This is a genomic window from Arthrobacter sp. MDT1-48-3, assembly GCF_054511015.1.
The window spans coordinates 19183-37508 of the sequence record NZ_JBTNDL010000011.1 but is presented as its reverse complement, the minus strand read 5'-3'; the positions used below and the strand labels follow the sequence as shown (position 1 = coordinate 37508).

16 protein-coding genes are annotated in these 18326 nt (G+C 69.7%); 12 read left to right on the top strand and 4 right to left on the bottom strand.

Annotated features, from left to right (window positions below):
- Window positions 1–3 precede the first annotated feature (3 nt).
- From prcA to ACX80L_RS16360, 11 genes are all read left to right on the top strand, one after another.
- Complete coding sequence (gene prcA / locus ACX80L_RS16410; protein WP_133083103.1) at window positions 4–753, top strand: proteasome subunit alpha; 750 nt, start codon at window positions 4–6, stop codon at window positions 751–753.
- The gene (gene pafA / locus ACX80L_RS16405) at window positions 753–2114 is read left to right on the top strand and encodes a Pup--protein ligase (RefSeq protein ID WP_133083104.1); all 1362 of its coding nucleotides are present in this window, start codon (window positions 753–755) and stop codon (window positions 2112–2114) included. Before prcA ends, pafA begins: the two co-directional genes overlap by 1 nt.
- A gap of 143 nt (window positions 2115–2257) precedes the next feature.
- Window positions 2258–3193 carry an FKBP-type peptidyl-prolyl cis-trans isomerase gene (locus tag ACX80L_RS16400; protein WP_133083105.1) on the top strand — a complete coding sequence of 312 codons (936 nt, stop codon included), beginning with the start codon at window positions 2258–2260 and terminating at the stop codon, window positions 3191–3193.
- Window positions 3194–3238: 45 nt separating this feature from the next.
- Window positions 3239–3634 carry an FKBP-type peptidyl-prolyl cis-trans isomerase gene (locus tag ACX80L_RS16395; protein ID WP_133083106.1) on the top strand — a complete coding sequence of 132 codons (396 nt, stop codon included), beginning with the start codon at window positions 3239–3241 and terminating at the stop codon, window positions 3632–3634.
- Window positions 3635–3743: 109 nt separating this feature from the next.
- On the top strand, window positions 3744–5741 hold the full coding sequence (locus ACX80L_RS16390; protein WP_459291064.1) for a helix-turn-helix transcriptional regulator: 1998 nt from the start codon (window positions 3744–3746) through the stop codon (window positions 5739–5741).
- A 9-nt stretch (window positions 5742–5750) separates the two neighbouring features.
- A complete protein-coding gene (locus ACX80L_RS16385) occupies window positions 5751–6101 on the top strand; it encodes a hypothetical protein (protein ID WP_459268298.1) in 351 nt (116 codons plus the stop codon).
- Window positions 6102–6137: 36 nt separating this feature from the next.
- Window positions 6138–6494 carry a Sec-independent protein translocase subunit TatA gene (gene tatA / locus ACX80L_RS16380; protein WP_459291062.1) on the top strand — a complete coding sequence of 119 codons (357 nt, stop codon included), beginning with the start codon at window positions 6138–6140 and terminating at the stop codon, window positions 6492–6494.
- 60 nt (window positions 6495–6554) lie between these two features.
- A complete protein-coding gene (gene tatC / locus ACX80L_RS16375; protein ID WP_133083126.1) occupies window positions 6555–7340 on the top strand; it encodes a twin-arginine translocase subunit TatC in 786 nt (261 codons plus the stop codon).
- Between the two features lie 103 nt (window positions 7341–7443).
- Window positions 7444–10263, top strand: coding sequence for a DEAD/DEAH box helicase (locus tag ACX80L_RS16370; protein ID WP_459291060.1), 2820 nt, complete (start codon window positions 7444–7446; stop codon window positions 10261–10263).
- A gap of 44 nt (window positions 10264–10307) precedes the next feature.
- Entirely contained in the window at window positions 10308–11948 is a 1641-nt protein-coding gene (locus ACX80L_RS16365) for an amidohydrolase (protein WP_459291058.1), read from the top strand.
- A gap of 429 nt (window positions 11949–12377) precedes the next feature.
- Window positions 12378–13103: a polyprenol monophosphomannose synthase gene (locus ACX80L_RS16360; protein ID WP_459268301.1), complete on the top strand. Its 726-nt coding sequence runs from the start codon at window positions 12378–12380 to the stop codon at window positions 13101–13103.
- Window positions 13104–13158: 55 nt separating this feature from the next.
- On the opposite strand, the gene ACX80L_RS16355 is transcribed toward ACX80L_RS16360, so the two are convergent.
- From ACX80L_RS16355 to ACX80L_RS16340, 4 genes are all read right to left on the bottom strand, one after another.
- Window positions 13159–13506, bottom strand: a complete 348-nt coding sequence (locus ACX80L_RS16355) for an RNA polymerase-binding protein RbpA (RefSeq protein WP_043445375.1) — start codon at window positions 13504–13506, stop codon at window positions 13159–13161.
- 228 nt (window positions 13507–13734) lie between these two features.
- Entirely contained in the window at window positions 13735–14667 is a 933-nt protein-coding gene (locus ACX80L_RS16350; protein WP_133083113.1) for an SPFH domain-containing protein, read from the bottom strand.
- 80 nt (window positions 14668–14747) lie between these two features.
- On the bottom strand, window positions 14748–15224 hold the full coding sequence (locus ACX80L_RS16345; protein WP_133083114.1) for an NfeD family protein: 477 nt from the start codon (window positions 15222–15224) through the stop codon (window positions 14748–14750).
- 103 nt (window positions 15225–15327) lie between these two features.
- A complete protein-coding gene (locus ACX80L_RS16340; protein WP_459291055.1) occupies window positions 15328–16200 on the bottom strand; it encodes a putative RNA methyltransferase in 873 nt (290 codons plus the stop codon).
- A gap of 68 nt (window positions 16201–16268) precedes the next feature.
- On the opposite strand from ACX80L_RS16340, the gene ACX80L_RS16335 reads away from it, so the two are divergent.
- On the top strand, window positions 16269–18311 hold the full coding sequence (locus tag ACX80L_RS16335; RefSeq protein WP_459291053.1) for a S9 family peptidase: 2043 nt from the start codon (window positions 16269–16271) through the stop codon (window positions 18309–18311).
- Window positions 18312–18326: the final 15 nt, after the last annotated feature.

Sequence of the window (18326 nt, the reverse complement as noted above, 5' to 3'; positions counted from 1 at the left end):
GCCATGACACAGCAGTTCTACGTCTCGCCCGAGCAGCTGATGAAGGACCGTGCGGACTTCGCCCGCAAGGGGATCGGCCGCGGCCGCTCGGTGGTGGTGATGAGCTGCCGCGACGGCATCGCCCTGGTCGCCGAGAACCCCTCGCCCTCGCTCCACAAGCTGGGGGAGATCTACGACCGCATCGCCTTCGCCGCCGTCGGCAAGTACAACGAGTTCGAGAGCCTGCGGCAGGCCGGCGTCCGCTACGCCGACGTCCGCGGCTACTCCTACGCCCGCGAGGACGTCACGGCCCGGGGGCTCGCCAGCGTGTACGCGCAGAGCCTGGGCGCCGTCTTCACCGCGGAGAGCAAACCGTTCGAGGTCGAGCTCGTGGTCGCCGAGGTGGGCCGTAGCCAGGACGAGGACCACCTGTACCGCCTCACGTTCGACGGATCCATCGCGGACGAGACCGGGTTCGTGGTCATGGGCGGTGCTGCCGACGCCGTCGTCCACGCCCTCGAAGGTCCCTGGTCGCCCGAGCTGAGCCTCCCCGAGGCGGTCCGCGCCGCCGCCCGCGCCCTGCGGAACGACGGATCATCCGCGCAGACCGGGAGCGACGGCGGTTCGTCCGGAATCGCCGCACTGGACCCCTCGCTCCTCGAGGTCGCGTTCCTCGAACGTGACCCCGACACCCTGCGCGGCAGCCGCCGCGCCTTCCGCCGCATCGGCGGACCCGAGCTCGAGAACCTCCTGCAGTACGAACAGGACACATGATGGACCGGCGCATCTTCGGGGTCGAGACGGAATTCGGCATCTCCTACTCAGGGCCCAACTCGCGCCCGCTCTCGCCCGAGGAGGTCGCCCGGTACCTGTTCCGGAAGGTCGTCAGCTGGGGCAGGTCCTCCAACGTGTTCCTCACCAACGGGTCCCGCCTCTACCTCGACGTCGGATCCCATCCGGAGTACGCGACGGCCGAGTGCGACGACCTCGCACAGCTGATCGCTCACGACCGCGCGGGCGAGCTGATCCTCGAGGACCTCGTCTCGGAGGCCCAGCGCAAGCTCGCGCAGGAGGGGTACGACGGGCGGATCTACCTCTTCAAGAACAACACCGACTCCGCGGGCAACTCCTACGGCAGCCACGAGAACTACCTCATCCCTCGCAAGCTCGAGTTCTCACGCCTCGCCGACATCCTCATCCCCTTCCTCGTGACGCGGCAGCTGCTGGTCGGCGCGGGCAAGGTCCTCAAGACGCAGACGGGGTCCCTCTACGCGTTCTCGCAGCGGGCCGACCACCTGTGGGAAGGGATCTCGTCCGCGACCACACGCTCACGGCCCATCATCAACACGCGGGACGAGCCGCACGCCGACGCCGAGCACTACCGGCGCCTGCACGTGATCGCGGGCGACTCGAACATGTCCGAGACCACCATGCTGCTCAAGGTCGGGTCCGTGGACCTGCTGCTGCGGATGGTGGAGGCGGGGGAGATGATGCGGGACTTCCGGCTGGAGAACCCGATCCGGAGCATCCGGGAGATCTCGCACGACCTCACCGGGACGCAGCTCCTCAAGCTCGCCAACGGGCGCCACATGACCGCGCTCGAGATGCAGCGCGAGTACCTCGCCCGGGTGACCGCGTTCGTGGACCAGCACGGCGCCCACAACCGCCATGTCCCGGCCATCCTCGACCTGTGGGAGCGCGTGCTCGACGCCGTCGAGACCGGCAGGACCGACCGGATCGACACCGAGGTGGACTGGGCGATCAAGAAGAAGCTGATCGACAGGTACCTCGCACGGTCCGGAGAGGACCTCGACTCCGCGAAGGCGGCCCAGCTCGACCTCACGTACCACGACATCTCGCGTTCCCGGGGTCTGTTCTTCCTGCTGCAGGCGCACGGGGAGGCGGCCCGGGTCGTGGACGACACCGCCGTCAAGGAGGCCGTCGACCTTCCGCCGCAGACGACGCGCGCGCGGCTGCGTGGGGAGTTCGTCCGGCGGGCGAAGGAAGCGAACCGCGACTACACGGTGGACTGGGTCCACCTGAAGCTCAACGACCGGGCCCAGCAGACCATCCTCTGCAAGGATCCGTTCACCTCCGTGGACGACCGCGTGGAAGCACTCCTGCAGCAGTTGTGACGGCTGCGGGGCGTGCAGCGGGCCGCGTGCAACCACCAGCACAGGGTGTTCCCAGGAGAAACCGCACGCCATGAGCCGTTAGGCTTGTCAGGGCCCTTTGTTCTACGGGCGGCCTGAACTGACACCAATCCGAAAGTGGTTCTGTGCGAAAAGTACTAGCAATCCTCCTGCCGCTGCTGCTGTTGCTGACAGCCTGCGGCGGTACGACGACGGGGAAGTCGGCCGGCGCCGCCGAGGTCTTCGACACTGTCAAGGTGAGCGGAGGATCCGACGAGGAGGCGCCGACCGTCGAGTTCGAGTCGCCGCTGGACGTCACAGCGGTCGCGGCCAGGACCGTCGAAGAAGGCGAAGGGGACGCGGTGGAGGCCGGGCAGCAGATCCGCTACCAGCTCGTCGCCCTCAACGCCACGGACGGCGAGGTCCTCGGCGACACCTACAGCCAGGGGGACCCGCAGGTCCTGCCGGTGGACGACTCGCTCAAGGAGCAGGACAGCGAGCTCTACGAGGTCCTCGTGGGGACGAAGGTCGGGGCGCAGGTCGCCTACACCCGTCCCTCCGCCGAGCCCGCCGAGGGTGAGACCGCCGCTCCGGAGCAGCTGATCGTGCTCAAGGTCATCTCGGCCGAGCAGCCCCCGCCGGAGCCCGAGGTCCTCTCGCCCGAGGACGTCAAGAAGCTCGACGAGGAGGGCAAGCTCCCCACGTTCACGTTCGCCGACAACGGCGCACCCGAGGTGACCATCCCCGAGAACGATCCCTCCGACGACCTCGTCGTGAAGGTGCTCGAGGAGGGCGACGGCGAGGTCGTCGCCGAGACGGACAGCATCACGGCGAACTACAGCGGCTGGACCTACTCCGACGGCGAGAAGTTCGATTCCAGCTTCGACCGCGGCGAGCCCGCGACCTTCCCGCTGAACCAGGTCATCACCGGCTGGACCAAGGGCCTGGCCGGCCAGAAGGTCGGGTCGAAGGTTCTGCTCGTGATCCCCGAGCCGTGGGCATACCCCACGGCACAGGCGGGTCAGCCATCCGGCACGCTCGTGTTCTTCGTCGAGATCGTCAGCAAGGAAGCCGCGCAGTAGTCCGGCGCTCCTTCACACCGACGACAATCCCAGGAAAGGAAACCCATGTCCTTCGGACAGCGCAATTTCGACCGGCAGAAGCCGGAGATCGACTTCCCCGCCCACGAGGTGCCCACCGACCTCGTGATCGAGGACCTCATCGAGGGCAAGGGTGACGAGGCGAAGCCCGGCAACACCGTGTCCACCCACTACGTGGGTGTCGCGTTCTCCACGGGCGAGGAGTTCGACGCCTCATGGAACCGCGGCGCGCCGCTCGACTTCCGGGTCGGCGTCGGCCAGGTCATCCAGGGCTGGGACCAGGGCCTCCTCGGGATGAAGGTCGGCGGCCGCCGCCGGCTCGAGATCCCCTCCCACCTCGCCTACGGCGCCAGTGGGGCCGGATCGGCGATCGGACCGAACGAAGCACTCATCTTCGTGGTGGACCTGCTCGCCGTCCGCTAGCCGGATCCGTCGGAGCACGGAGCTCCGGCATCGCAGTCCAGGAGGGACGCAGGCCACCACCGGTTGGCCTGCGTCCCTCCTGCCTCTCCCGGGAAGATAGGGTTTCACCGTGTCCGCAAAACGTACCGAACGCCTCCTCACCCTCGTGATCATGCTCCTCTCGAGCCGACGCGGGTACACGAAGGAGGAACTGTTCGACGAGATCGACCTCTACCGCGAGGCGACGTCGGTGGCCGCACGGGAGAAGCTCTTCGACCGCGACAAGGCAGCCCTCCGGGAACAGGGCATCCCCCTCGAGTCCTTCAGCGAGGACGCCCTGTTCGACAACGACAACACCGTGCAGCGGTACCGCATCAGCGCGGAGGACTACCGCCTCGGCGGGGTCACCTTCCAGCCGGAGGAATACGCCGTCCTCAACCTGGCCGCCGGGGTGTGGGACCAGGGGTCGCTCGACTCCGCGGCGTCCCGGGCACTGCGGAAGCTGAGTTCGCGCAGCACCGACGGCGCGGTCGAGCTCACGCCCCTCATCCAGCCCCGCATCACCACCGACGCGCCCTACTGGGACATCGTGTGGCAGGCCCTGACCTCCCGCACGCCCCTGCGCTTCCCCTACCGCGCGGCCAGTACGGGCCGTGAGGAGGTGCGGACGGTACACCCGTGGGGGATGGGCGCGCGGTTCGGCCACTGGTACGTGGTGGGGTTCGACACCACCCGCAAGGCCGAACGCTTCTTCCGCCTGTCCCGCATGACGGGGGAACCCGTCCTCCTGAAGGGCACCTTCGACGTGCCGGCGTCCTTCGACATGAACGCCACGCTGTCCTCGCTGTCACGCAGCGAGCCGGACCGCACCGCCGTCGTCGCCGCCCGCCCCGGCTCCTGCCAGGTGCTGCGCGTGCGCAAGGACGCCGAGGTCCTGCAGACGGGCGAGGAGTGGGACGTCCTCCGCGTGCCCTACGCGGCATCGAGTCCGATGGCGGCGACGATCGCCGGGCTGGGGACCAACGCGAGGGTGGAGGAGCCCCGGGAGCTGGCGACGGAGGTCGCCCGGCTCCTCGAAGGAGCGCTGACGGCCGCCCGGACGGCTCCCCGGGACGTCGAGATCACCGCCGGCGCACGTCCCGCACCCCGGAAGAAGTCCTCCTCGCAGGACCACCTGCTGCGCCTGCTCGACCTCGTGCCCTACCTCCTCGCGCATCCGGGGGCCGAGGTGGGCGAGACGGCGCGCAGGTTCGACATCACGGAGGGCCAGCTGACGAAGGACCTCGACCTGCTGTTCGTCAGCGGTCCCCGGCACTACCCGGACGGCCTCATGGACGTGAACATCGAGGACGGCCGCATCTACCTGACGAACGCACGCGACCTCGCGGAGCCGGTGAAGCTGAGCATGGACGAGGCCTGCTCGCTGATCGTGGGGCTCCAGGCCCTCCGCGAACTCCCCGGTATGAGGAACAACGAGGCCATCGTCAGCGCCCAGACCAAGCTGACCGCTGCCGCCGGGGACGCCGCGCACATCGGCACCGCCGTCGCCACCAAGCTCACCGAGGACGACATCGACCCGACGCTCGACGTCCTGCAGGCGGCCCTGCACTCCGGGGTGCGGGTGGAGGTGGACTACTTCGTGCCGACACGTGACGAGATCACGCACCGCCTGCTCGAGCCGATCCGGATCTTCCTGCACCAGGACACGTGGTACCTCGAGGCATGGTGCGTCGACTCCGACGGCCTGCGGAACTTCCGCCTGGACCGCATCCAGAGCGCCACCCTGACCGACCAGCCCGCCACGTCCTCCACGTCCTCCACGGACGAGGAGTCCTCCGCACAGGACCCGCGAGCGGCGGCGCCCTACCGGTCGGGGGAGACCGACCAGGCCGTGACACTCGTGCTGGAACCGCGGGCGCGATGGATCGCAGCCCAGTACAACGCGGACGCCGTGCAGGAGCTGGGCGAGGACCGGCTGGCGGCACGCCTGAAGGTGGCGTCCAGTTCCTGGATTCCCGGGCTCGTGGCGGGCCTCGGTGGATCCGCCGCCGTCGTCGCCCCCGATGAGCTGCGCGAGGAGACCCTCCGCTGGCTGGAGGCCGCCCGGGCGCACCAGGCGCTGGCCTAGACTGGCATCATGCTCTGGTGGATGTGGATCGTCCTGTGGGTCGCGCTGGTAGCCGTCAGCGTGATCTTCCTCGTCGTGGTCGGCTTCCGCGTCTTCCGGCGCGGAATGCGAACTCTGGGTGAATTCGGGGAGGCGATGGACCGCCTCGCGGTGGGCGTCCCGACCGACGACGGCGCCGCCGTGCCACACGCGGGCGTCCCCGGAATCCCGGTGCCGGCGGTGTTCGCCGCGCCGGCCGACGTCCGTGCGGCTCGCGACGCCGCCCGTACCCGCCGCACCGGAGACCGCCGCAGCAGGCGCGTCCGGAAGCGCTCGGACCGTCGGCAGCCGCAGCTCCTGCGGGACATGCCCCACCTGTGACCTAAACTGGAGCGGGATCAACGAGAGGAATCGGACATGAGGCTCGAAGGCTGGCACATCGTCATCATCATCGTTCTAGCGATCGTGCTGTTCGGCGCGCCGAAACTGCCTGGACTGGCCCGGAGCGTCGGACAGTCGCTGCGGATCTTCAAGTCCGAGGTGAAGCAGATGAAGGACGAGAACAACACCGGCGAGACCGGCACGGAGCCCGTGGAGGGCCGGGTGGTCGACACCCCCCGGACGCAGACCTACAACCCCTCCCACGAGACTCCTGTACAGCACCCCGGGCGTCCCGTACCGCACCACCCGGGCGGCGGCGCCGACGGCCACAGGGACGGCCAGTCGCAGGCGGGACCGTTCCAGCAGGGCGGTTCCTCGCACACCAGCCAGTAGGGCCTCCCTGTGTCACCCGCCAAGGTCCGCAAGCGCAGGAAGGCCAATCCGGAAGGCCGGATGGCCCTGAAGGAACACCTGCGAGAGGCCCGGAACAGGCTGTTCAAGTCCGCGATCGCGGTCATCCTCGGCACCGTGGCCGGATTCTTCGTCTACGAACCCGTGCTGCGTGCGCTGGCCGCACCGATCATCGCGATCAACGGCCAGGAGGGCAGGACGGCGTCGCTGAATTTCGACAGCGCCGCGTCCCCGTTCGACCTGCTCATCCAGGTCTCGGTGTTCCTGGGCCTCGTCCTGTCCAGCCCGGTCTGGCTGTACCAGCTCTGGGCGTTCATCACGCCGGGGCTGAAGACGAAGGAACGGCGGATCGCGCTGGCATTCATCGCCGTCGCGTTCCCGCTGTTCCTGGCCGGCATCGCCCTGGCCTGGCTGATCCTCCCCAACGCGGTGCGCGTCCTGACGGAGTTCACGCCGGAGGACTTCTCGAACTACATCAGCGTCTCCGTGTACTTCACGTTCGTGCTCCGGCTGATGCTGGCGTTCGGCATCGCGTTCCTCCTGCCGGTGGTCCTGGTCGGTCTGAACATGGTGGGCCTGGTCTCGGGCCGTCAGGTCCTCAAGGCCTGGCGTATCACGGTGTTCCTGGTGTGCCTGTTCGCGGCGATGGCCGCCCCCGGCGGGGACGCCCTGAGCATGTTCTACCTCGCCGTCCCCCTGCTGCTGCTGTTCTTCCTCGCGATCGGCCTGTGCCTGCTCAACGACAAGCGCCGGGCCCGCCGCACCGCAGCCCGGGAAGCCGCCGTGGACGCCACCGCCGACACCGCCACCCCCCTCGACGCGCTCTGACCCGACCCACGGCCGGCGCCGGTCCCGCAAGCACGACCGGCGCGGGATCGCTCACCGCGTACACCGCGTGCCCGCCCCCAGCCGAACGTCTAGGGTGGATTTCATGAGCACCCCCGCGGAGAGATACGCAGCAGCCAAGGCCCGCACGGAACACTCACGGACGCAGCTGTCCCATTTCGAGCAGACCCTCGACTTCGACCTCGACCCGTTCCAGCGGGAGGCGTGTACCGCCCTCGAGGCCGGTCGGGGTGTGCTGGTCGCCGCTCCCACGGGTGCCGGGAAGACCGTGGTGGGCGAGTTCGCGGTGTTCATGGCGCTGCAGCGCGGCCTGAAGGCGTTCTACACCACGCCGATCAAGGCGCTCAGCAACCAGAAGTACTCCGAGCTCGCCGCCGTGCACGGCAACGACCGCGTCGGTCTGCTCACCGGTGACACGAGCATCAATGCGGACGCCGACGTGATCGTGATGACCACCGAGGTGCTGCGCAACATGCTCTACGCCAACTCGGACGCCCTCGACAACCTCGGGTACGTGGTGATGGACGAGGTCCACTACCTCGCGGACCGGTTCAGGGGAGCGGTGTGGGAGGAAGTGATCATCCACCTGCCCACCGAGGTGAAGCTGGTGTCGCTCAGTGCCACCGTCTCCAACGCGGAGGAGTTCGGCGCGTGGCTGGACACCGTCCGCGGCGACACCGACGTCGTCGTCTCCGAACACCGGCCGGTTCCCCTCTGGCAGCACGTCATGGTCGGCCAGAGCCTGATCGACCTCTTCGCCGGTGACATCGCCTTCGACGAGGCGGCGCCGGCCGGCACCGACGCCGGCGCACGGGACCAGTACGACGTGAACCCGGAACTGCTCGAACTCGCCAGCAACGAGATCCGCCTCAACCAGCGTGCCAACTGGGGCGGCGGGCGCCGCGGAGGACCGCGGAACGGGCGGGGCGGCCCCCCGCGGACGACGGCCGTCCGCCGTGCGACGCGCCCGCAGGTCATCAGCGCCCTCGACCGCGCCGACCTGCTCCCGGCGATCACCTTCATCTTCTCGAGGGCCGGCTGCGAAGCGGCCGTCACGCAGTGCCTCCACGCCGGGCTGTGGCTTACCACCGAGGACGAACGCGACGAGATCAGCGAGACCATCGACGAGGCCACGATGGACATCCCGCGCGACGACCTCGAGATCCTGGGCTTCTGGACATGGCGTGAGGGACTCATCCGCGGCTTCACGGCGCACCACGCGGGAATGCTGCCCACCTTCAAGGAGATCGTCGAGCGGCTGTTCGCGGCCGGGCTCGTGAAGGCGGTCTTCGCGACGGAGACCCTCGCGCTCGGCGTGAACATGCCCGCACGGACCGTCGTGCTGGAGAAGCTCGACAAGTTCAACGGCGAGGCCCACGTGAACGTCACCGCGGGGGAGTACACGCAGCTCACCGGCCGGGCCGGCCGGCGCGGGATCGACGTCGAGGGCCACGCCGTCGTGCTGTGGCAGCCGGGCACGAATCCCGGTGCCGTGGCGGGGCTCGCCTCGCGTCGCACCTACCCCCTGAACTCGAGCTTCCGGCCCACGTACAACATGAGCATCAACCTCATGGCGCAGTTCGGGCAGGAGCGGTCCCGGGAGATCCTCGAGACGTCCTTCGCCCAGTTCCAGGCGGACCGCTCCGTGGTGGGCCTGGCCAAGCAGGTGCGCAGCCGCGAGGAATCGCTCAAGGGCTACGAGAAGTCCATGACGTGCCATCTCGGCGACTTCCGTGAATACGCGAACCTCCGGCGCGAACTGTCCGACCTCGAGTCGCGCGCGTCCCGGGACAAGTCGCGGTCGCTGCGCTCGGCCGCGGAGTCGTCGCTGGAGTCGCTCCGGCCCGGTGACGTCATCGACGTCCCGGGAGGGCGGAGCCAGGGGTACGCCGTGGTCCTGGACAGCGACACGTCGCGTGAGCCGCGGCCGACCGTCCTCACGCTCGAGACGCAGATCCGCCGCGTCGGCGTGCAGGACCTCGACGGTCCCGTGGAGGTCCTCTCCCGCATCCGGATCCCCAAGCACTTCAGCGCGCGCAGCCCGAAGGACCGCCGCGATCTGACGTCCTCTCTCCGCAACGCACTGCAGGAGAAGCGGCCGCCGCGGCGGGGTGCCGACCGGGTCGCGAGCGGCTACTCGGCATCGGCGGCCGCGGAGGAACGTGCCATCACCGATCTGCGGCGGCGGCTCCGCGCCCACCCCTGCCATGGCTGCAGCGAACGGGAACAGCACGCGCGCTGGGCCGAGCGCTGGTTCAAGCTGCGCCGCGAGACCGACAAGCTGGGCGGGCAGATCCGGGGCCGCACGAACACGATCGCCAAGACGTTCGACCGCGTCTCCGAGGTCCTGGCACACTACGGCTACCTCGAGTACACGGACGACGGCGTCTTCGTGAGCGCCTCCGGGCAGAAGCTCCGGCGGATCTACGGCGAGAAGGACCTGCTGATCGCGCTGTGCGTCGAGGAGGGCGCCTTCACCGATCTCGACGCCGCCGAACTCGCGGCCCTCACCACGGTCCTCGTCTACCAGGCCAAGCGCGAGGAGCGCGGCGTCCGGCCCGTGATGCCGAGCGTGTCCCTGGAGGGGTCGGTGGAGACCATCATCCGCCAGTGGTCCCAGCTCAACGACGTCGAGGAGCAGCACCGGCTCCCCGTGACCGGTGAACCCGAACTCTCACTCGTGTGGCCGATGTTCAAGTGGGCGCAGGGCCGGTCGCTCCAGGCGGCCCTGAGCGGCACGGAACTCGCGGCCGGGGACTTCGTGCGGTGGTCCAAGCAGGTCATCGACCTCCTGGACCAGCTGGCCAAGGTGCCGGACCTGCCGGGCGGCCTGCAGCAGACCTGCGTGCGGGCGATCAGGCTGGTCCGTCGTGGCGTGGTGGCATACTCGAACATCAGTGAGTAGTCCCCGTTCGGGACACCCGACGACAGAAAGCCTCCTGCACCTCCATGCCGACTTCGAAGCGCCCCCTGCCCGTCCTCTACCGCAACGGGTCCGTCTACAGCCCCGCTGATCCCTTCGCCACCGCGATGCTCGTCGACGGGGCGACGGTGGCCTGGGTCGGGTCCGAGCACGCCGCTGCGAACCTCGCCGGCCCCGACGTGCGCACCGTGGACCTCGACGGTGCACTCGTGACGCCCGGGTTCGTCGACGCCCACACGCACACCACCGAGACGGGCATCGCCCTCGGCTCGATCGATCTGGCCTCCTGCCGCTCCCTCGATGACCTGCTCGGCGCGGTCGCCGCTGCGGCGAGGTCCGGTGCGTCCACGATCCTCGGCTTCGGCTGGGACGAATCCCAGTGGCCGGAGAAGCGGGTCCCGACGGCCGCCGAGCTCGACCGCGCGGGCCACGGCGCCCTGGTCTACCTCGTGAGGGTCGACATCCACTCGGCCGTCGTCTCGGGGAGCCTCGCCGCGGCACTCGGCCTCGCCGCGGTCGACGGGTGGGACGACGGGTTCGTCGTCCGCGCGGCACACGAAGCCGCCCGCCAGGCGACGCGCAACCTCGCCCCGGAGCAGCGCCGCACCTACCAGCAGGCCGCCCTGCGCCACGCTGCCGCCCGGGGGTACGTCGCGGTCACCGAGATGGCCGCTCCGCACATCGCACCGCGGGAGGACCTCGAAGTGCTGCTCTCGATCGACGGTGCGCAGGGCGAACTCGCGCTCCCGGAGGTCATCCCGTACTGGGCACAACGCGCCTCGTCGCGGGACGAGGTGCGCGAGCTGATGCAGGGCTTCGGCGGTCGCCTCGCGGGGCTGGCGGGCGACCTCAACGTCGACGGTTCCATCGGGTCGCGGACGGCCGCCCTGCGCAAACCGTACAGCGACGACCCGGCGAACCGCGGCACGCTCTACCTGACGGAGAACGACGTCGCGGCCCACCTGCTCGCGACCACCGCCGAGACCGTCCAGGCGGGATTCCACGTCATCGGCGACGCCGGGCTCGACGTCGTCCTGAGCGGCCTCGAGGCGACCGCGCGCGAGCTCAGCGTCGAGGCGGTGCGCCGCTCACGCCACCGCCTGGAACACGTGGAGCTCGCCGACGATGCCGCGATCGCCGCGCTGGTGCACTACGGCGTCGCCGTCAGCGGACAACCCGCCTTCGATGCGCTGTGGGGCCGGGAGGGCGGACTGTACGACCAGCGGCTGGGGGAGCGCAGGACCGGGATGAATCGGTTCGCCTCCCTCCTGTCCGCGGGCGTGCTCGTGGCGCTGGGATCGGACAGCCCGGTGACACCCCTCGATCCATGGGCGTCCGTGCGTGCCTGCCTGCAGCACAGCACCGCCGCGGAGAACATCTCCGCCCGCGCCGCGTTCATCGCGCACACCAGGGCCGGCTGGCGCCTCTCGGGCCGCAGCACCATGATGGGACAGCTCGCGCCCGGCACCCCGGCGTCCTTCGCCGTCTGGAAGGTGGACGAGCTCATGGTGCAGACACCGGACAACCGCGTCCAGTCCTGGAGCACGGACCCCCGGGCGGGCACCCCGCTGTTGCCGGCACTGGACACGGAGAACGCGCCGTCGTGCCTGGAGACCGTGCACGACGGGCGCCGTCTGTTCGCCGCCGAGGAGTTCGCGGCGGCGTAGGACCACCCGAATCCGCGGCCCGTCGACGACCGCCGTCTGACCTGCGCAAAGGCCTGTCGTCGCAGGTCAGAGCGCTGTTGACACCTCCTCCACAGCACGTAAGCTTTTGCCCTACGGGTTGGAGGAACTCCCACGGGAGGAAACCTGGCCGGCCTCTACGAGCGCAACGCATCGGCCTTTCCAATGGCGCGTGTTGCCCCTCCAGGTGGAGCCGGCACTTCCAAGGGCAGGTCCACGCATCAGTAGAAAACGGTGTCGCCATGCGTGACGGCATCGGTACGAAGATGCGTGGATCTGCCGACCCGTCCACCCGGGAGCCGGGCCTCTCCTTTTCCGGGCGTGCCGCGACGGTCGCCTATACTTGCAGACTGGCTCCGGTACGGAGTCGGTCCCTGCGCGATGCGCGTCCCGATGGAAAGGCCCACCTGCGTGCGAGTCGTCACGATCATCCCCACCTACAACGAGATCGAATCGCTCCCGCTGACCCTCGCCCGCCTCCGGGCAGCCGTCCCCGCATCCGACGTCCTCATCGTGGACGACAACAGCCCCGACGGCACGGGTGACCTGGCGGATCGTGCCGCTGCCGCCGACGCCCAGGTGCACGTGCTGCACCGGAAGGGCAAGGAGGGCCTCGGTGCCGCCTACATCGCCGGTTTCCGGTGGGGCCTGGACCGGGACTACGACGTCCTCGTGGAGATGGACGCGGATGGTTCCCACAAACCCGAGCAGCTGCAGGACCTCCTCGATGCCGTGGATCGGGCCGACCTCGTGATCGGCAGCCGCTGGGTCGCCGGTGGCAGCGTTGTCAACTGGCCGGCCCACCGCAAGCTCCTCTCGCGTGGCGGCAGCACGTACTCCCGCCTGATGCTCGGACTGCCCGTCCGCGACATCACCGCCGGCTTCCGGGCCTTCCGCCGGTCGACGCTGGAGAGCCTCGATCTCGCCGCCGTCGAGTCCGTGGGCTACGGCTTCCAGGTGGACATGACCTTCCGGGTGGCGCGCGCCGGCCTCACCATCGTCGAGGTGCCCATCACCTTCGTGGAGCGCGAGCTCGGCGCATCCAAGATGAGCGGGAACATCGTGTTCGAGGCCATCGCCAATGTCACCCGCTGGGGGCTCGCCGCCCGGTGGGCCACGCTGACCGGGCGTTCCTGACAGCAAGGAAAAAGGCACCCGCCGCGGCGGGTGCCTTTTTCCTTGCTGTCTCGGGTTACGCCGAGCGGCGCTCTCCGCGACGCTCACGCAGGATCGTGAGCCGGTCCTGGAGGATCTGCTCGAGCTCCTCGACCGACCGGCGCTCGAGGAGCATGTCCCAGTGGGTGCGGACGGGCTTGTCGTTCGAGGTGTCCGGCTTCTCCCCGTCGACGAGGAGGGCTTCCTTGCCGGTCTTCGAGACCCAGGTGGCCGGGATGTCCGCTTCCGAGGAGAAGGTCACGAAGACCCGCTCGCCGTCCTCGCAGCGGTACTCGACCCGCTGACGGGGAGCAGGCTCGACGCCGGATTCCGTTTCCATGGACTGCGCACCGAGGCGCATGCCGCGCAGGCTGCGATCGCTCATGATTCTCTCCTAGTCACCGTGGCCTCCCGTCTACCGGTCGGCCGTTACCGCTGTTTCTCACCGAAGTCCTACCCGGGCTCCGGTACCCGCGATCGCCGTCGGGCGAAAGGGAAGCTGTCCGTATAACACTCCGTACCGCGCAGATGTTCCTGCCGGGGGAGGGGTAAACACCTAAGTATACAGCCGGCCTCCGGGCACCGGTGAGCTCCGGGTGGGATCGGTCGTGGCTCAGGTGCGCGTGACCGCCTCGGGGCCGTCGGAGGGGGAGTCCGGGGTGGTGGTGCCGAGGACGTTGCCAATGCCCTTCAATGCCTCGCCGACCTCGCTCGGGATGATCCAGAGCTTGTTCGCCGAGCCGTCCGCGAGCTTGGGCAGTGTCTGCAGGTACTGGTAGGCGAGCAGCTTCTGCGTCGGGTTGCCCTTGTGGATGGCGTCGAACACCTTGTGGATCGCCTGTGCCTCGCCGTCGGCGCGCAGGATCGCGGCCTTCGCGTCACCCTCGGCGGCGAGGATCGCGGCCTGGCGCTGGCCCTCCGCCGTGAGGATCTGGGACTGCTTGGTACCCTCCGCGGTCAGGATCGCGGCTCGGCGGTCACGTTCGGCGCGCATCTGCTTCTCCATCGAGTCCTGGATGGAGTGGGGCGGATCGATCGCCTTGAGTTCCACGCGTCCGACGCGGATACCCCAGCGGCCGGTCGCCTCGTCGAGCACTCCGCGGAGCTGACCGTTGATCTGGTCCCGTGAGGTGAGGGCCTCCTCGAGGTTGAGTCCACCCACCACGTTGCGCAGGGTGGTCGTCGTGAGCTGCTCCACGGCCTGGATGTAGTTGGCGATCTCGTAGGTCGCCGCGCGCGGGTCGGTCACCTGGAAGTAGACGACCGTGTCGATGGACACCACCAGGTTGTCCTCGGTGATCACGGGCTGCGGTGGGAAGGACACCACCTGCTCGCGGAGGTCGAGGAGCGGCAGCAGCCGGTCGACGAACGGGATGAGGATGGTCAGTCCCGGGTTCAGCGTCCGCTGGTACTTGCCGAGCCGTTCGACGACGCCTGCGCGCGCCTGCGGGATGATCCTGACGGACTTCACGAGTACGACCAGGACGAAGATGATGAGGACGATCAGGACCAGAGTGAGTCCGATCGTCCCGGCGGTGCCGTTCATGGATCCCCTTTGTTGTGGTGGGTGCGCCCCTCGGGGGCCGATGTGCGGCCAGGACGCGGAAAAGGCGTGGGCGGAGCGCTCTATGCCTCGGTGACCGGAGGCAGGGGACGGTCGGCGACCGGTTCGACGACGGCGGTGGCGCCGTCGATCCTGGCGACGGAGAGGCGGGTGCCGGCGGGAAGCGCCACACCGTCGGCGGAGCGGGCCGTCCACGTGTCACCGCCGATCTTGACCGTGCCCGAGTGGGCCGTCACGGGTTCCAGGGCGAGGGCGGCGGCGCCGATGAGGCGGTCGATGTTGTTCCGCTGGTCTGCCGGTCCCTTCTCCAGGTGGCGGACGGCCACGGGCCGCACGAGCAGGATCATGAGGAGCGACACGACGGCGAAGACCACGATCTGCAGCACGAACCCCGCACCGGTCACGGTGGCCACGAGGGCTGCCAGCGCGCCGACGGACAGCATGATGAAGAACAGGTCGAGCGTGAGGGTCTCCACGGCGGCGAGCCCCAGGAACAGGGCGAGCCACAGGACCCAGCCGTTGGCGAGCAACCATTCCATCGAGCATCCCCCTCGTGTCCGCGCCGCGGTCGGCAGCGCTTGCGTCCATTCTGGCAAACGGGTGTGACATAACCTAGGTCGGCCGGACCTGCAGGGCGAGTTGTTACCCTTCCGTGCCGTCCGCGGGGGATCGGGACGGCCCCCGCGCCGACAGCACCTGGACGGTGAAACGGGCCTCGACCGCGAGGAGGTCGTCCGGGGCTCCGGCCGCGGTCCCGGCGGTGGCGGGTGGCGCGTGGTGGGCCGCGGGCCCCATGGTCAGGGCCGACCGCGCCAGGTCCCGCGGCAGGTGCATGACGTAGTCGAGGTCCTGCCGTGCAATCTCGTCCAGCGCGCCGGCGAAGGCCGCGAGGACGTCGTCCGCCTTCTGCGGAGGGACGGACAGGAGGGATCCCACGGCTTCGAGGCCGGCCAGGTGCCCGGGTCGCGGTGTCACGACGACGACGCGGCCGCCCGGCGCGAGGACCCTCAGGAACTCGTCCGCGTTCCGCGGGGCGAAGACGTTGAGCAGGACGTCCACCACTCCGTCCGCGACCGGCAGCGGGCGCCAGACATCCCACACGATGCTGATGCCACCGGGCAGGCGGCGCGCCGCCCGGCGGAGTGCGACCTTCGAGATGTCCAGCGCGACGGGGACCATGTGCGGCGCGGCGTCCGCGAGCCCCTCGAGGTAGTAGCCCGTCCCGGCCCCGGCGTCCAGCGCGACCGCCGGCCGCGCGGCATGGCGGAGCGCGGCTGCCACGACCGCCTCCCGCAGGGGCGCGTAGTGGCCCGACGCCAGGAACTCCTCCCGCGCGTCGACCATCGCTGCGGTGTCGCCCTCGAACGGCGTCCCCTTCCCGGTCAGCAGGTTGTAGTAGCCCTGGCGGGCGGCGTCGAAGCGGTGTCCGTGGCCGCACGCGAGCGCGCGGGCCGCCTGTCCGAGCGGCTGTCCGCAGACCGGACAGAGCAGGAGGTGGTCGGGGAGGTCGGGCATCCTCCCATCCTAGGGAGAAGTACTTGCGCACCGTTGACTCAGGCCACTGTTTCGGGTCTAGTCGGAGGGTGAAACCAGACCAGATAGAACTCCTGACCACCACGGGTACCCCGACACTCCACCCCGACGGTTCCCGTCTCGTCGTCGCCGCGACCCGCCCCGACCTCCGCGCCGACGCCTATGTCGGCCAGCTGTGGGAGGTCACGCTCGACGGCGGGCGCCGCCGGCTGACCCGCGGGTTCCGCGACACCGCGCCCCGCTACTCACCCGATGGCGAACTGCTCCTGTTCCTGCGGGCGGCACCGGGCGGGAAGCCCCAGCTGTTCGCGGCACGGGCGTCCGGCGGGGAGCCCGTCCAGCTCACCGACCAGCCGTTGGGCGTCGCCCACTTCGACGTCTCCCCGGACTCGCGGACGGTCGTCTTCGCCGCGCGCGTCCCCGAGCACGGCCGCTACGGGACGCTGGACGGCGTCAGCGCGGGGCTCGAGGATCCGCGGCTCGTCACGCAGTACAAGTACCGGATGAACGGGCTCGGCTACACCACGGACAAGCGTTCACAGCTCTTCACCGTGGCGGTCCCGGATCTCGACGCCGAGCCCTACATCCCCGCTGTCGGACGGCTCAAGGAGGAGCACGCCGACGGACCCGGCGCCCTCGAGGAGCAGGGCGCGGTGCCGTCGGCCACCCAGCTGACCACGGCCGACGCGGACCACCTCGAGCCGGTCTTCTCGGCGGACGGCCACCGCATCTACTTCACCGCCGCGCTGGGGGCCGAGGCCGATACCACGCTCGTCTCGGACATCCACTCGATCTCGCACGACGGGGGCGACCACCGACGGCTGACGAACGACGGCGGTGGCACCCGGCTCGGCTGTGGTGCTCCCCGGCCCAGCACCGACGGTGCCTGGCTGTTCTTCCTGGCCTCGGATCTCTCGCCGTCGGGCCTGGACTTCGTGGCCCGGAACACCGCACTGTACGTCCTGCGGACCGACGAGCCACAGGACGTCCGGCGACTCACCGATCCCGAGACCGTGGACCTCGGTGACGTCCAGGAGATCGTCGCCGACGGGCCGGAGTCCGTCCTCGTCTTCAACCGGGCGCAGGGCAGAGGCGAGCTGCTGCGCGTCCCGGCTTCGGGGGAGTCGTCCATCCTGGTCACCGGTCCCACCGTGGTGACGGGCGCCGCGGCGTCCGGACAGGCGGTCGTCGTCTCCTACACGGACCCCTCGACCTCCGGTGACGTCGCGGTCGTCGAGCCGTCGGGGTTGCGGCCGCTGTCGGACTTCTCCGCTGCCCTCCGCTCCGACACGAGGGTGGGCGAGCTGCAGGAACGCACCTACCCGGCGCCGGACGGCACGCCAGTCCACGGGTGGGTCGTCCTGCCCGAAGGGGAGGGACCGCACCCGGTGCTGCTCGTCATCCACGGCGGGCCGTTCGCGCAGTACGGCTGGGGCTACTTCGACGAGGCCCAGGTCTACGCCGCCGCGGGCTACGCGGTGCTGCTCTGCAATCCCCGCGGTGCCGCCGGCTACGGCCAGGCCCACGGGCGGGTCATCAAGGAGGCCATGGGCACCGTGGACCTCGACGACGTCCTGGCGTACCTCGACGGCGCGCTCGCCGACTTCGGGGCCATGGACGCCACCCGTCTCGGTGTGATGGGCGGATCGTACGGCGGGTACCTGACGGCATGGACGATCGCGCACGACCACCGCTTCGAGGCGGCGATCGTCGAGCGGGGCTACCTGGATCCGCCGTCGTTCGTCGGGTCCTCCGACATCGGCTGGTTCTTTTCGGAGGCATACACCGGCACGGACCCGGCGCGTGTCGAGGCACAGAACCCCTTCGCGAAGATCGGGCAGGTGAGGACCCCCGCGTTCGTCATCCACTCCGAGGAGGACCTCCGCTGCCCCATCGAACAGGCGCAGCGGTACTACACGGCGCTCAAGAAGCAGGGCGTGGAGACCGAGATGCTGGTGTTCCCGGGCGAGACCCACGAACTCTCGAGGTCGGGATCGCCGTGGCACCGCAGGCAGCGTTTCGACCACATCCTGAGGTGGTGGGCCAGGTACCTGCCGACCGACGCGAACCCGCCCGCCACGGCGGTGCGGTAGCCGGCGGCGGCGCGG

Coding starts and splice junctions, on each gene's coding strand:
- ACX80L_RS16365 (WP_459291058.1), top strand. CDS start 10,308: ATGCCGACTTCGAAGCGCCCCCTGCCCGTCCTCTACCGCAACGGGTCC.
- ACX80L_RS16355 (WP_043445375.1), bottom strand. CDS start 13,506: ATGAGCGATCGCAGCCTGCGCGGCATGCGCCTCGGTGCGCAGTCCATG.
- ACX80L_RS16350 (WP_133083113.1), bottom strand. CDS start 14,667: ATGAACGGCACCGCCGGGACGATCGGACTCACTCTGGTCCTGATCGTC.
- ACX80L_RS16395 (WP_133083106.1), top strand. CDS start 3,239: ATGTCCTTCGGACAGCGCAATTTCGACCGGCAGAAGCCGGAGATCGAC.
- tatA (WP_459291062.1), top strand. CDS start 6,138: ATGAGGCTCGAAGGCTGGCACATCGTCATCATCATCGTTCTAGCGATC.
- ACX80L_RS16385 (WP_459268298.1), top strand. CDS start 5,751: ATGCTCTGGTGGATGTGGATCGTCCTGTGGGTCGCGCTGGTAGCCGTC.
- ACX80L_RS16345 (WP_133083114.1), bottom strand. CDS start 15,224: ATGGAATGGTTGCTCGCCAACGGCTGGGTCCTGTGGCTCGCCCTGTTC.
- prcA (WP_133083103.1), top strand. CDS start 4: ATGACACAGCAGTTCTACGTCTCGCCCGAGCAGCTGATGAAGGACCGT.
- pafA (WP_133083104.1), top strand. CDS start 753: ATGGACCGGCGCATCTTCGGGGTCGAGACGGAATTCGGCATCTCCTAC.
- tatC (WP_133083126.1), top strand. CDS start 6,555: ATGGCCCTGAAGGAACACCTGCGAGAGGCCCGGAACAGGCTGTTCAAG.
- ACX80L_RS16370 (WP_459291060.1), top strand. CDS start 7,444: ATGAGCACCCCCGCGGAGAGATACGCAGCAGCCAAGGCCCGCACGGAA.
- ACX80L_RS16340 (WP_459291055.1), bottom strand. CDS start 16,200: ATGCCCGACCTCCCCGACCACCTCCTGCTCTGTCCGGTCTGCGGACAG.